The following is a 13,277-nucleotide window of genomic DNA, read 5'->3' as shown; positions in this document are numbered from 1 at the left end:
CGGGAGTTCCCCATGTTTCCGACGCCGGTACCCAAGCTCGTTCCCAACACCTACGACTTCGAATCGAAGCCGATGGTGAAGCCGACCGGCTTCCGGGAATATGACGCGCGCTGGCTGTTCGGCGACGAGATCAACCTGATGGGCGTGCAGGCGCTCGGCATGGGCCTCGGCACGCTGCTGGGCGAGCTCGGCGTCAAGCGCGAGCTGGTCACCGGCCACGACTTCCGCTCCTATTCGGCCTCGATCAAGCTGGCGCTCGTGACCGGCCTGATGGCGGCTGGCGTCAAGGTGCACGATATCGGCCTCGCCGTGACGCCGATGGCCTATTTCGCCCAGTTCGATCTCGACGTGCCCGCCGTCGCCATGGTTACCGCCTCGCACAACGAGAATGGCTGGACCGGCGTCAAGATGGGCGCGGCGCGGCCGCTGACCTTCGGCCCCGACGAGATGACCCGGCTGAAGGAGATCGTGCTGACGGCCGCCTTCGACCTTCGCGGCGGCGGCTCCTATGTGTTCCACGACAATTACCCGGCCCGCTACATGGCCGACATCACCAACCGGCCGAAGCTGAAGCACCCGATCAAGGTGATCGCCGCCTGCGGCAACGGCACGGCCGGCGCGTTCGCGCCGAAGGCGCTGGAGATGATCGGCGCCGAGGTGATCCCGCTCGACGCCGAGCTCGACTTCACCTTCCCGCGCTACAATCCGAACCCCGAAGACATGAAGATGCTGCACGCGATCCGCGACGCGGTGCTCGAGCATGGCGCGGCCGTCGGCCTCGGCTTCGACGGCGACGGCGACCGCTGCGGCGTCGTCGACAATGAGGGCGAGGAGATCTTCGCCGACAAGGTCGGCGTCATGCTGGCGCGCGACCTCTCGGCGCTCCATCCGAACTCGACCTTCGTCGTCGACGTCAAGTCGACGGGGCTCTTCGCCACCGATCCCGTGCTGATCGCCAACGGCGCCAAGGCGGATTACTGGAAGACCGGCCATTCCTATCTGAAGCGCCGTGTCAACGCGCTGAACGCGCTCGCCGGCTTCGAGAAGTCCGGCCACTATTTCTTCAACCAGCCGATCGGCCGCGGCTATGACGACGGCCTGGTCTCGGCCTTCGCCATTCTCGACATGCTCGACCGCAACCCCGGCAAGACCATGGCGGACCTGAAGAACGCCCTGCCCAAGACCTGGGGCTCGCCGACCATGTCGCCGCATTGCGACGACGAGAAGAAGTATGGCGTCATCGACAAGGTGGTCGCCCGGTTCGAGGAGAAGCGGGCGAAGGGCGAGCTGGTCGCCGGGCAGAAGATCGTCGATCTCGTCACGGTGAATGGTGTCCGCGTCGTCACCGAGGACGGCACCTGGGGCCTCGTCCGCGCCTCGTCGAACAAGCCGGAGCTGGTCGTCGTGGTCGAAAGCCCGGTCTCCGAGGCGCGCATGCACGAGATCTTCAAGGCCGTTGACGGTGTGCTGCGCGAGAACCCCGAAGTCGGCGCCTACAACCAGACGATCTGAAGCCCGGCTCCGATCTTCCCTCGGCGGGGGGATCGGGGCACACTTCCGCTTTCCCTTCTCCCGGAGTTGTTCCCATGCCCTCCCGCTCCTTCGGCGCCCTTCCGGACGGCACGCCCGTCGAGGCGATCACCATCTCGAATGGCGACCTGACGGCGACGGTCCTGACCTATGGCGCGGTGATCCAGGACATCCGGCTCGCCGGCGTGCCGCATCCGCTGGTGCTCGGCTACGACACGATCGAAGGCTATCTGCGCAATCCCAACTATTTCGGCGCCGTCGCCGGCCGCTTCGCGAACCGCATCGCGGGCGGCCGCTTCACGATCGACGGGGAGGATTTCCAGGTCTCGCCGAACGAGGCGCCGAACCACCTGCATGGCGGCTTCAAGGGCTTCGGCACGCGCGTCTGGAAGCTCGCCCGCGCCGACGCCTCGAGCGTGACGCTCGCCATCACCGGCGCGGATGGTGACGAGGGCTATCCCGGCACGGTCGAGGTCGAGCTCACCTATGCGATCGACGCGCCGGGGACGCTCCGCACCTCGATCCGCGCCACCACCGACAGGCCGACGCCGGTCAACCTGGCGCAGCACAGCTATTTCAACCTCGACGGTGCCGGCACGGTCCGCGACCACGTGCTGACGATCCCGGCCGAGACCTATCTGGCGGTCGACGCCGGCAAGATCCCGACCGGCGAATTCCGCCCCGTCGAGGGCACGCCGTTCGACTTCCGCGCCGGCCGCCCGGTCGGCCAAGGGCATGACGGCGTCGTCGACAGCTACGACCACAATTTCGTCGTCGTGCGCGAGAAATCGGCGACGCCGCATCCGCTCGCCCGCCTCGCCTCGTCGAAGGGCGGCGTCGCGCTCGACGTGCTGTCGACCGAGCCCGGCGTGCAGCTCTATGGCGGCCAGGGCATCAAGGCGCTCGACCCCGGCATCAACGGCGAGGTCTACGGGCCCAATTCCGGCCTCTGCCTCGAGGCGCAGCTCTTCCCCGACGGGCCGAACCGGCCGGATTTCCCCAACACCATCCTCCGCCCCGGCGAGACCTACCGCCAGGAGACGCTGTTCTCGTTCAGCCGGACGGGGTGACGGCTCCGGCGCTCCCGCGCGCTCGCCGTCATCCCGGGCTTGACCCGGGATCCATTCAGCCGGGTTGCGGATCGATGAAACTCCCGAGGTTGCGGCTGCATGGATCCCCGCCTTCGCGGGGATGACGGCGAGGCCAAACACGCGATTTTTCTTCCCTTCCGCAGCGCAGCGGATCATGCTGACGTGCTCTCGCAGTCCGGTTCGCTGGAGCATCATGACGACGATCAACCGTTCGACGCATATCCGCCTGACCTCGCATCCGGGCGCCCAGGCGCCGGTGCGCTTTCCGATCCGCTGGGGCGACGCCGATCCCCGCAAACGAGGGCCCGTCGTCGGCACCGTCTCGAACCCGGCCGACCGCAACGTGATCGGCACGCATGGCGGCTCCTATTCGCTCTATCGCGCGCTCGCCGTCTCCTCCGGCGCGCTGAACCCGATCCAGCGGCCGGATTTCCGCAACACCGCGCCGGCGGTCACCATCGGCCCGCATCCGCAATGGTCGGAGCCGGGCAAGATCGTCTCGCTCGATCCGTTCGGCCATCTCGCGGCGGATCTCTTTTCCGACCTCATTGCCGAGGGCGTCGACATCCGCCCGACCATCGCCATCACCAAGGCGCGGCTCACCATGATCGAGCTGCACGAGGCGATAAGGCTGAAGCGCATCCCGATCGACGGGACGATCGTGCACGACAATGGCGACGTCGCCGTCACCAAGGCGGCGATCGACCCGGTCTGGCACCTGCCCGGCATCGCAACGCGCTTCGGCGTGGCGGAGGACCAGCTGCGCCGCACCCTGTTCGAGCAGACGGGCGGCATGTATCCGGAGCTCGTCACCAGGCCCGACCTCGACCTGTTCCTGCCGCCGATCGGCGGGATGACGCTCTACATCTTCGGCGACGCCGACGCGATCGCCGATCCCAGGCGCCGCCTCGCCTGCCGCGTGCATGACGAATGCAACGGCTCCGACGTGTTCGGCTCCGACATCTGCACCTGCCGGCCCTATCTGATCCACGGCATCGAGGAGGCGGTGAAGGAGGCGCAGAAGGGCGGCATCGGGCTGATCGTCTACAACCGCAAGGAAGGCCGGGCGCTTGGCGAGGTGACGAAATTCCTGGTCTACAACGCCCGCAAGCGGCAGCAGGGCGGCGACCAGGCGGCGACCTATTTCGAGCGCACCGAATGCGTCGCCGGCGTGCAGGACGCCCGCTTCCAGCAATTGATGCCGGACGTGCTGCACTGGCTGGGGATCAGCAAGATCGACCGCTTCGTCTCGATGTCGGACATGAAATACGACGCCATCACCGGCTCGGGCATCACCATCGGCGAACGCGTGCCGATCCCCGACGAACTGATCCCGATCGACGCGCGGGTCGAGATGGAGGCGAAGAAGGCGGCCGGCTATTTCACCGCCGACGCCCCGCCCACCGCCGACGATCTCGCCCACACGATCGGCCGCCCGCTGGAGAAATACTGAGGGCTCATTCTTCCCCCTCCCCCTTGCGGGGAGGGAACCGACCTCCGAGACGGTCGCCAGCGTTCGGGACGCAACACGGCCTTCATCGCGCTAGTCGGGTCTTGCCACGCTCCGTCGTCATCCCGGCGAAGGCCGGGATCCATACACACCGGCCGGTCGCGGATAGGCTGGACCAGGCTTTCTTGGCCGGTGTTCATGGGCCCCGGCCTCCGCCGGGGCGACGAGGCCCTGCCCATAGGCATTGAAAAACATGGCGACCTTCGGTGTTCTGCAAGGTCTCCTGAGGGAGAGGTCGGCCGGCAGGTCCGGGTGAGGGTTTACGCCCTCTCCGGAAACACCGTAAACCCTCTCCCGCTTGCCTTCCCGTCGATCTCTCCCTCCGGGAGAGGTGTCATCAGTCGCCCCTCGTCCTGACGGAGCTACCCATTGGCCTCGATCCCCTCCCTCCTCACCGCTGCCGCCGTGCGCGAGCGCGCCAACCGGCTGCTCGATCTCGCCATCGCGGGTGAGCTCGATCATTTCGCCGTCGATCTCACAAAACTGCCGGCGGTGGCCGACTATGTCATCGAGACGGCGCGCGAGGCGTATCCGGAGCTGGAAATCCCGTTCCATGCGCGCTGGCGCCATTTTGAGGCCGGTGAGATCGACCGCTTCGGCGGGCTGGTCGACGCCGCCGGCATCACCGATCCGCTCGTCTTCGGTCGCGCGGCTTACGATCTCGCCATCGTCAGCGTGCTGCTCGACGCCGGCGCCGGCCCCGACTGGCGCTATCACGAGGCGGCGACCGGCGAGACCTTCTCCCGCTCGGAAGGCCTCGGCGTCGCGAGCTTCGCCATGTTCGCCTCGGGCCTGTTCTCGCAGGACCCGGCCGATCCGCTCCGCGCCGACGCGGCGGCCCTCGCCGTGCTGGAAGCGTCCGACCTGGCCGAGGGCTTCCAGGTCACGCCCGAGAATCCGATGGTCGGGCTCGAGGGTCGCGCCAAGCTCCTGAACGCGCTCGGCCGCGTCGTCGCCGACCGCGCCGATCTGTTCGGCACCGAGGAGGCGCGGCCGGGCGGGCTGTTCGACACGGTGCTCGCCAGCGCCGACGAGGACGGCCGGGTGTCGGCCCCAAAAATCCTGGAGCTGGTGCTGGAGGCGTTCGGGCCGATCTGGCCGAGCCGGCTGCTGCGCGAGGGCGTGGCGCTCGGCGATACCTGGCAGCACGGCAAGCTCGCGACCGACGACGCCACGTCGGGGCTGATGCCGTTCCACAAGCTGTCGCAATGGCTGACCTATTCGCTGATCGAGCCGCTGATCTGGACCGGCGTCGAGGTCGTCGATCTCGACGGGCTGACCGGCCTGCCGGAATACCGCAATGGCGGATTGTTCCTCGACCTAGGCGTGCTGGCGCCGAAGGATGCTTCCGCGACGAGCCGGCGCTGGAAGGCCGAGGACGAGTTCATCGTCGAATGGCGGGGGCTGACGGTCGCCCTCCTCGACCGCACCGCCGCGCTGATCCGCGACAAGCTGGGACTGGACGCCGACGCGCTGCCATTGGCAAAAGTTCTGGAAGGCGGCACCTGGGCGGCCGGCCGCCGCATCGCCAGGGAAAAGCGCGCCGACGGCGGCCCGCCGCTGGCGATCGAGAGCGACGGCACGGTGTTTTGAGGGGCTGAGACGGGGTGCGTGCTTCGAGACGCGGCCTATGGGCCGCTCCTCAGCATGTTGGGGATTTGTCCCTGCCCCACCACTCGCCAGTACCGATCTCATCATGCTGAGGAGGCCCGCAGGGCCATCTCGAAGCACGCACGGCCTGAACCCACCCCTTGAGGGAGGGTCAAGACCGCCGAAGGCGGGCCGCCGGCCGCTCCTCAGCATGTTGGGGATTTTGTCCCTCCCCCACCATTCGCCAGTACCGGCCTCAACATGCTGAGGAGGCCCGCAGGGCCGTCTCGAAGCACGCAGGGCCTGAACCCTCCCCTTGAGGGAGGGTCAAGACCGCGTCGAGCGGTCTTGGGGAGGGGTTCTTCGTCGGGGTTGTCACAAGCCGCCCCCCTTCCCGAAAACGCGAAGCGCGTTTTCGACCTCCCCTCAAGGGGGAGGTTCAAGCAAGAGGCAACAAGCCCCTCACCCAACCCTCTCCCGCAAGCGGGCGAGGGCTTCGGTCAGCGTGCTTCATTGGCATTGAACGCAGCAACGAGCGCCGGCGATCTCCCTCTCCCGCTCGCGGGAGAGGGTCTTGCTTCATTCACCTCTCCCACAGGGAGAGGTGAAGGAGCAGCGCGGTTCCGGGAAGAGACCTCAGCCCGCCTTCTTGCTGCCGTGGAACAAATAGACCCAGGCGAGCAGGACCGGGCCGATCGAGAGGGCGACGTCGGCCAGGTTGAAGACGAAGAAGCCGCGCGCGCCCCAGTGCAGGAAAAGGAAATCGATGACGTGGCCGTGCCAGACGCGGTCGATCAGGTTGCCGATCGCGCCGCCGACGATCAGCGCGAAGCCGGCGGCCGCAAGGCGGCCGCCCTCGGTCGAGCCGCGCCAGACATACAGGATGACCAGCGTGACGATCGAGGTCAGGATGACCAGGATGACGCTGTCGGCGCTGTTGCCGAGCGAAAAGGCGATGCCGGTATTGTTGACGCGGTAGAGCGCCAGGAAATTCGGCACCAGCTCGATGCCCTGCTGGTAGACGAGATTGGCGTCGGCGATCCATTTCGACAACTGGTCGATCGCGACGGTCAGCATGATGATCGAAAGCCCGAGCGCCGAGAGCGGGCCGGGGATGCGGGCCGTCTCGGCCTGGATGTCCGTCTCGTGCTTCATCGCGGTTCCCGGCGTTTGGGTCGAAGGGAGCGGCGGCTCGCGGGGGACACCGCGAACCGGCGGGACGTCAGAGCTTCAGCTTGTCGCGGCGGATTTCGTAGAGCATCACGCCGGTGGCGATCGCGAGATTGAGCGAATCCGCCCTTCCCGCCTGCGGGATCTTGACCAGGTGATCGCAAAGCGCGGCGAGATCGTCCGGCAGCCCCGATTGCTCGTTGCCCATGAACAGCATCACCGGCCGGTCGTAATCGATCGTGCGATAGTCGGACTTGCCGGAGAGATGCGTGCCGACGACGATGCCGGGCCAGCCCTTCCGCCATTCCTTGAACTCGGCGACGTTCATGCGGGCGAGCTTCATGTGGAAGATCGAGCCCATGGTGGCGCGCACCGCCTCGACGCCGAACGGATCGACCGTGTCGCCGACCAGGATGACGCCCTCGGCGCCAACCGCGTCGGCCGTGCGGATGATGGTGCCGAGATTGCCGGGATCCTTGATGCCCTCGAGCGCGATCCAGACGCCGGCGGGACCGGGCTTGATCTCCGCCTTCGGCGTCAGGCGCTGCTCGAACACGCCGACGACCATCTGCGGATTATCGCGGCGGGTGATTTTGGAGAGCACCGCTTCCGAGACTTCCAGGACGTCGCCGCCCCTTGCGTGGGCCGTCGTCGCGACGCGCTTGACCACGGGGTGGTCGGCAACCTTGGCGCCGTAAACGAGGATCTTGATCGGCCAGTCTTCCTCGACCGCGTCGGCGACCAGCTTCATGCCCTCGGTGACGAAGAGGCCGCTCTCCTTGCGGTGCTTCGGGAGAGCGAGCGCGCGGATGTCCTTGATCGTCGGATTGGTCAGGCTGGTGATGGTCCGGACCGCGCCGGGCGCGGAAATCGGGGAATGATCAGCCATCGCGGGACCACCTGGAGAAGAGCGACGTGGAGAGGGTGCGGCCGCCGCCTTCCTCGCGGATCAGCAGCTCGCCGGATTCGAGCGTGCCCGAAAGGCCCGCGAGCGCCTCGGCCGAGGTCTCGTGGATCGCCATGAACGAGGCGCGGATCGAATAGGCGGAAAGGCAGAGGAACAGCGCGTCGTCGGCGAGCAGCTGGCGGCAGAGCGCCATCATTTCGGGCAGGCGCTCGAAAATGTCCCAGACCTCGCCATTCGGGCCGCGGCCGAACTTTGGCGGATCGAGGATGATGCCGTCATATTTCGAGCCGCGGCGGACTTCGCGCTGCACGAACTTCATCGCGTCGTCGACGATCCAGCGCACCGGCAGATCGGCGATCCCCGACATGGTCTGGTTGTCGCGGGCCCAGCCGATCGCCTTCTTCGAGGCGTCGACATGCGTCACCTGCGCGCCGGCCATCGCCGCGACGAAGGAGGCGATGCCGGTATAGCCGAACAGGTTCAGCACCTTGGGCACGCGCTTCTTGTCGGCATATTGCGCGTCGCGGATCTTCTTGCCGAACCAGGCCCAGTGCATCTCCTGCTCGGGGAAGAAGCCGACATGGCGGAAGGCGGTGAAGCGGCCGAGGAAGCGCACCTCGCCCTCGCCGACGGCGCGCGGCAGCGGCCAGGCCATCGGCCAGGTCTCGCCGATCGGCTTCCGGTACTTCCAGCGGCCGTCGGAATCCTCGTCCTTGGCGCCGGTGAAGATCGCGTCGGCGCGATCCCATTCCTCGGCCGAAAGGCGCGGCGTCCAGAGCGCCTGCGCCTCCGGCCGGACGATGCGGTACGGGCCATAGCGCTCGAGCTTGCGGCCATGGCCGGAATCGATCAGCGCATAATCGGGCCAGCCCTCGGTCTCGAGCATCACCGGCCAGCGGGATGCCGGAGCCTTCGTGTCGCGCGTCGCGGGAGAAATGTCGGAAGAAATCGTCATGGCCGGTTCATAGCCTTCGCCGCGCCGAAAGCCAATCGATGCGAGCGAGGAAGACGATGCCCGGCTTGCCGTCGCGGGGGGCGCGTGCAAGATAATCCAAGAAGGTTCGACACGCACGGATTGTGACTGCCGAGCGAGGACCATGGCTGATGGAGTGGAGGGGTGAATACCGGATCCCCGCCGGACGCGACGCGGTATGGCGGGCGCTGAACGATCCGGATGTCGTGAAAGCCTGCATTCCCGGCTGCGAGGCGCTGACCCGGACCGGGCCGGACTCCTTTAGTATCCGGGTCGCCGCCAAGATCGGCCCCGTAGCCGCAACCTTCGTCGGGCAGGCCACGCTTTCCAACGTGAACCCGCCCGAGAGCTACACGATCCGCGGCGAAGGCCAGGGCAGCGGCGCGGGTTTCGTCCGGGGCAGCACCGATGTGCGGCTCGCCGAGGAGAACGGCGCGACGCGCGTAAGCTGCGCGATGCAGGGTCAGGTCGGCGGCACGCTGGCGCAACTCGGCTCAAGACTGATAGACACCACGGCCAAGAAGATGGCCGATGAATTTTTCGGCGCACTTGCCAACCGATTTTCTGGAGACGAGCCGACGATGGCCTCAACCCCGCTGACCACCCCGCCCCAGGCCGAGCCCGCCGACGCGGCTGCCAACGAGGAACTGACCGACCGCATCGAGCACAAGATCGACGACGAGTCGCTCAATCTCGGCGAAGTCGCCGAGGAGATCGAGGAAGAGGTCGAGGTCGCGGCCGGACGCGGCTTCCTCGGCGGTCCCTATGTCTGGGGCCTGCTGGCGCTGATCGTCGTCATTCTCTTCCTGGCCGTCGTCAGCCGCTAAGGCGTTTCGGGCGAAGCAGGCTCCGGCCCGCGCCGCAGGGCGCGGCCGGAAGGGCCGAGCGCCATCGAAATGCCGCGCTGGCGGCGAATGAGGGATGGCCAAGCGGCGGCGCGGCTGCGACACATAGGAGCGAGGACCGGCGAGCCGGTAGCGGCGCGGCCGGCCGAACCCTATGTCTGACGAAACGGAAGCCCACGGAGGCAGCCTCTCCTGTCATGATCGTCTGTTCCTGCAATACCCTCACCAAGGCCCTCGTCCTCGAGACGGCCGAGCGTCTGGCGCGCGAGACGCCGGGCAAGCCGCTGACACCGGCCCGCGTCTATCGCGCGCTCGGCATGAAGGCGCAGTGCACCGTCTGCTTCGCACTGGTGCGCAAGCTTCTGGCTGAATCCGGCGCCCTCATCACCTGCCCCGAGCCGCTCGGCAGCGGCGCCGAGGACAGCGAGGACGTCGCGCTCTTCGGCTGAGCTTTTCGGTTGAGCACATGGGCTGAGCTCTTCCGCTGAACTCACAGCCGCGCCACTCAGGGTCGCAATTCGGTTTGACGATCCCTTTGGCACGCCCTATTCTCGAATTAGAATAATTCCAGAAAAGGACGACGCCATGAAGGGCGATGCTAAGGTCATCGAATATCTCAACCGGGCGCTTCGCCTCGAGCTGACGGCCGTCAACCAGTACTGGCTGCACTACCGGCTGACCGAGGATTGGGGCTACACCAAGCTCGCCAAGAAGGAACGGGCCGAGTCGATCGAAGAGATGCACCACGCCGACAAGCTGATCGCGCGCATCATCTTCCTGGACGGCTTCCCCAACCTGCAGGTGCTGGACCCGCTCGAGATCGGCCAGAACATCAAGGAAGTCCTCGAGGCGGACCTGCGCGGCGAATACACGGCGCGCAACTACTACAAGGAAGGCCGCGACGTCTGCCATGCCGCCGGCGACTATGTCTCGATGGCGCTGTTCGAAGAGCTGATGCATGACGAGGAAGGCCATATCGACTTCCTCGAGACCCAGCTCGGCCTCCTGAACGACCTCGGCAAGGAGCTCTACGCCCAGCTGCAGGCCGCCCCCTCCAACGACGCCGAATAAGGCCTCGGACCCGCCGGGCCCCGCCCGCGCAGATCACAGGATCGCCCGGCCGCGTTCGGCTTTTGCCAGACGCGGCCGGAACTGTCTGACGGCTGTCACAGACCATGCGCTATTCCCATTCGCGACCTGGCCGAAAGGCCGATCCGCAATCGAATGGGAATCCCGACCGTGGAACGACAGGCTCTTTCCGGCGGCGATCTGGCGGCCCGCCATGAAGCGCCGACAGGGCGTTCGACGGAGCGTCGCTTCTGGCTCGCCATCAGCCTCCTGGCGGTAATTTCAGCTATCTTCGTGCTCTTCCCGGCGCTCGACATCCGCGTCGCCGCGCTCTTCTACGCCGGCGATGATTTCCCCGCCTCGCGCTCGCCGCTGCTCGGGGCGCTGCGCGGGTTCGGCACCAACCTCGTCTTCGTGATCTGCGTCGTCCTGATCGCCAGCCTCGCGACGAAACTCGCCCGCCCTTCCCGCCCGATGCCGATCCGCGCCAGCAAGGTCTGGTACCTGCTCGCCACGCTGGCGCTCGGACCGGGCCTGATCGTCAACGGCGTGTTGAAATCGCTCTGGGGCCGGCCGCGCCCGGTCCAGGTCGACCTGTTCGGCGGCGGCGCGCCGTTCGAAACCGCCTGGAAGATCAGCGGCGCCTGCCATTCCAACTGCTCCTTCTCCTCCGGCGAGGCGGCCTCGGCCTTCTGGCTGCTCGGCCTCGTCCTGCTGGCGCCGCCGCGCCATCGGCGCGCCCTGGCGATGGCGATCGGGCTCGTCGCCCTCGCCCTCTCGCTCAACCGCCTCGCCTTCGGCGGCCATTTCCTCTCCGACATGCTGATCTCCTGGAGCCTCATGCTCGTCGTCATGCTGGGTCTCGCCCGCGTCATGCTGGAGGAACCGTTCCGCAGCCGGATCGACGCTGCGACAGAAAGCGCGCTCCTAAAGGTCGCGCTTGCCTCGCAGCCGGCGTTCAGGCGTATTGCGCGCCGGTGGCCATCGGGCCAAGGCAGCAGCAGCGGGCTGGACCGGATTGGGCCCTCGACTTGAGATAAACGCGACCGCGAAACCCTTGGCGGAGAGCCGCTTCGGCCTGCTCGTCCTCGGGCTCGCCCTCCTCACAATTGCGCGCCTGCTGGCGCTGCGCTTCTCGGTGACCGACCTGCAGGTCGACGAGGCGCAATATTGGGATTGGTCGCGCCACCTCGCCTTCGGCTATTTCTCGAAACCGCCGCTGATCGGCTGGACCATCGCCGCCGCCAATATGGTCTGCGGCACGGCCGAGGCCTGCGTGCGGGCGCCGTCGCCGCTGTTCTATTTCGGCACCTCGCTCGTGATCTACGCCATCGGCATCGCGCTCTACGACCGCCGCGTCGCGTTCTGGGCGTCGCTCGGCTTCGGGCTGGCGCCGGGCGTCGCCTTCTCCTCGGCGATCCTGTCGACCGACGTGCTGCTCTTGTTCTTCTGGGCGCTGGCGCTCTACGCCTTCGTCCGGCTGCGCGCCGGCGGCGACTATCGCTGGAGCCTGCTGCTCGGCGCGGCGCTCGGCTGCGGCATGCTGGCCAAATACGCCATGGCCTATTTCATCGGCTGCGCCGTGATCGCCGCCATCCTCGATCCGTCATCGCGCGCCGTGCTGCGCTCCGGCCGGTTCTGGCTCGCCGTCGCCATCGGGCTGCTGCTGCTCGCGCCCAATGTCTGGTGGAACCTGAACAACGGCCTGGTCACGCTGCGCCATACCAACGAGAACATCTCGGGCGACGGGCTGAAGCTCAGCCTCGGCAACGCCATCGGCTTCCTCGCCGCCCAGTTCGGCATCATCGGGCCGTTCCTGATGGGCGCAGCGCTGGCCGCGGCGATCACGGCCTGGCGCCAAAGTGTGCCGGACGAGGACCGGCTGCTCCTCGCCTTCGCGCTGCCGGTGATCCTGGTCGTCACCGTCGCCAGCATACTGACCACCACCAACGCCAACTGGGCCGCCTCCGGCCTCGTCGCCACCGCCCTCCTCGGCACCGCTTTCCTGATCCGCACCGGCCGCTTCCGCCTGGTGCAGGCGGGCCTCGCCCTCGGCGTCGTCGCGCAGCTCGTGCTCTTGGTCGGCAATGTCATCGCCGACAAGGTGACGCTGCCGCTCCTGAAGCGTGGCGACATCTACCGCCAGGTGCTCGGCTGGAGCCGGCTCGGCGACGCGGTCCGCACCGAAGCGACAACGTCCGGCGCGACCATGGTGACGACGGTCAGCCGCGCCGACGCGGCGGCGCTCGTCTACTACCTGCGCGACGACCCCGTCGCCGTCACCGTCTGGCCGGACGATCCGGGCCCGGACAACCAGTTCGAGCTGACGCGCAGCATCGTCGATCATCCGCCGACCGGGCCGACCCTGCTCGTCGTCGAATACGCCGATCCGGCGCGCCTCGCCCGTTTCTTCGGCAGCGTCGAGGACAAGGGACGGCTGACGGTCGCGAGCGGCCCGACCTCCGCCCGGCAATACCAGCTCTACCGGCTCGACCAGCCGATCGCGCCGCTCGAGACCGTGCCGCTCTGCGCCGGCGTTGCCGACTAAGCATTTTCGAGCGAGGCGGACGCGGCGTCGCGCGAAGAGACGTGG

The 13,277-nt window shown here is 67.4% G+C and carries 12 protein-coding genes; 9 read left to right on the top strand and 3 right to left on the bottom strand.

Annotated elements, in window-relative coordinates:
- The first annotated feature begins 12 nt into the window (after window positions 1–12).
- The 4 genes from K32_RS23815 (at window position 13) to K32_RS23800 (ending at window position 5,724) form a co-directional block, all read left to right on the top strand.
- Window positions 13–1,512: a phosphomannomutase/phosphoglucomutase gene (locus tag K32_RS23815; RefSeq protein WP_201401858.1), complete on the top strand. Its 1,500-nt coding sequence runs from the start codon at window positions 13–15 to the stop codon at window positions 1,510–1,512.
- Between the two features lie 74 nt (window positions 1,513–1,586).
- Window positions 1,587–2,600: an aldose epimerase family protein gene (locus K32_RS23810; RefSeq protein ID WP_201401857.1), complete on the top strand. Its 1,014-nt coding sequence runs from the start codon at window positions 1,587–1,589 to the stop codon at window positions 2,598–2,600.
- A 214-nt stretch (window positions 2,601–2,814) separates the two neighbouring features.
- Window positions 2,815–4,074, top strand: a complete 1,260-nt coding sequence (locus tag K32_RS23805) for a GTP cyclohydrolase II (RefSeq protein ID WP_201401856.1) — start codon at window positions 2,815–2,817, stop codon at window positions 4,072–4,074.
- A 426-nt stretch (window positions 4,075–4,500) separates the two neighbouring features.
- The gene (locus K32_RS23800; protein ID WP_201401855.1) at window positions 4,501–5,724 is read left to right on the top strand and encodes a URC4/urg3 family protein; all 1,224 of its coding nucleotides are present in this window, start codon (window positions 4,501–4,503) and stop codon (window positions 5,722–5,724) included.
- A gap of 633 nt (window positions 5,725–6,357) precedes the next feature.
- Here the strand turns inward: K32_RS23800 and lspA are convergent.
- From lspA to K32_RS23785, 3 genes are all read right to left on the bottom strand, one after another.
- The gene (lspA, locus tag K32_RS23795) at window positions 6,358–6,876 is read right to left on the bottom strand and encodes a signal peptidase II (protein ID WP_201401854.1); all 519 of its coding nucleotides are present in this window, start codon (window positions 6,874–6,876) and stop codon (window positions 6,358–6,360) included.
- Between the two features lie 67 nt (window positions 6,877–6,943).
- Complete coding sequence (locus tag K32_RS23790; RefSeq protein ID WP_201401853.1) at window positions 6,944–7,780, bottom strand: RNA methyltransferase; 837 nt, start codon at window positions 7,778–7,780, stop codon at window positions 6,944–6,946.
- On the bottom strand, window positions 7,773–8,753 hold the full coding sequence (locus K32_RS23785) for a class I SAM-dependent methyltransferase (protein ID WP_201401852.1): 981 nt from the start codon (window positions 8,751–8,753) through the stop codon (window positions 7,773–7,775). Before K32_RS23785 ends, K32_RS23790 begins: the two co-directional genes overlap by 8 nt.
- Window positions 8,754–8,902: 149 nt before the next feature.
- Here K32_RS23785 and K32_RS23780 point away from each other — a divergent pair, with 149 nt between their 5' ends.
- The 5 genes from K32_RS23780 (at window position 8,903) to K32_RS23760 (ending at window position 13,232) form a co-directional block, all read left to right on the top strand.
- A complete protein-coding gene (locus K32_RS23780) occupies window positions 8,903–9,598 on the top strand; it encodes a CoxG family protein (RefSeq protein ID WP_201401851.1) in 696 nt (231 codons plus the stop codon).
- 215 nt (window positions 9,599–9,813) lie between these two features.
- Window positions 9,814–10,065, top strand: coding sequence for a bacterioferritin-associated ferredoxin (locus K32_RS23775; RefSeq protein ID WP_201401850.1), 252 nt, complete (start codon window positions 9,814–9,816; stop codon window positions 10,063–10,065).
- A gap of 136 nt (window positions 10,066–10,201) precedes the next feature.
- Window positions 10,202–10,687 (top strand): bacterioferritin, encoded by a 486-nt coding sequence (bfr, locus tag K32_RS23770; RefSeq protein WP_201401849.1) that lies wholly within the window; start codon window positions 10,202–10,204, stop codon window positions 10,685–10,687.
- Window positions 10,688–10,855: 168 nt separating this feature from the next.
- Entirely contained in the window at window positions 10,856–11,719 is an 864-nt protein-coding gene (locus K32_RS23765; protein WP_201401848.1) for a phosphatase PAP2 family protein, read from the top strand.
- A 22-nt stretch (window positions 11,720–11,741) separates the two neighbouring features.
- Window positions 11,742–13,232: a glycosyltransferase family 39 protein gene (locus K32_RS23760; protein WP_201401847.1), complete on the top strand. Its 1,491-nt coding sequence runs from the start codon at window positions 11,742–11,744 to the stop codon at window positions 13,230–13,232.
- The last annotated feature ends 45 nt before the right edge of the window (window positions 13,233–13,277 follow it).

Source organism: Kaistia sp. 32K, from assembly GCF_016629525.1.
Lineage (GTDB): Bacteria > Pseudomonadota > Alphaproteobacteria > Rhizobiales > Kaistiaceae > Kaistia.
The sequence above is the reverse complement of the archived record's forward strand: the minus strand, read 5'-3'. Positions and strand labels throughout refer to the sequence as shown.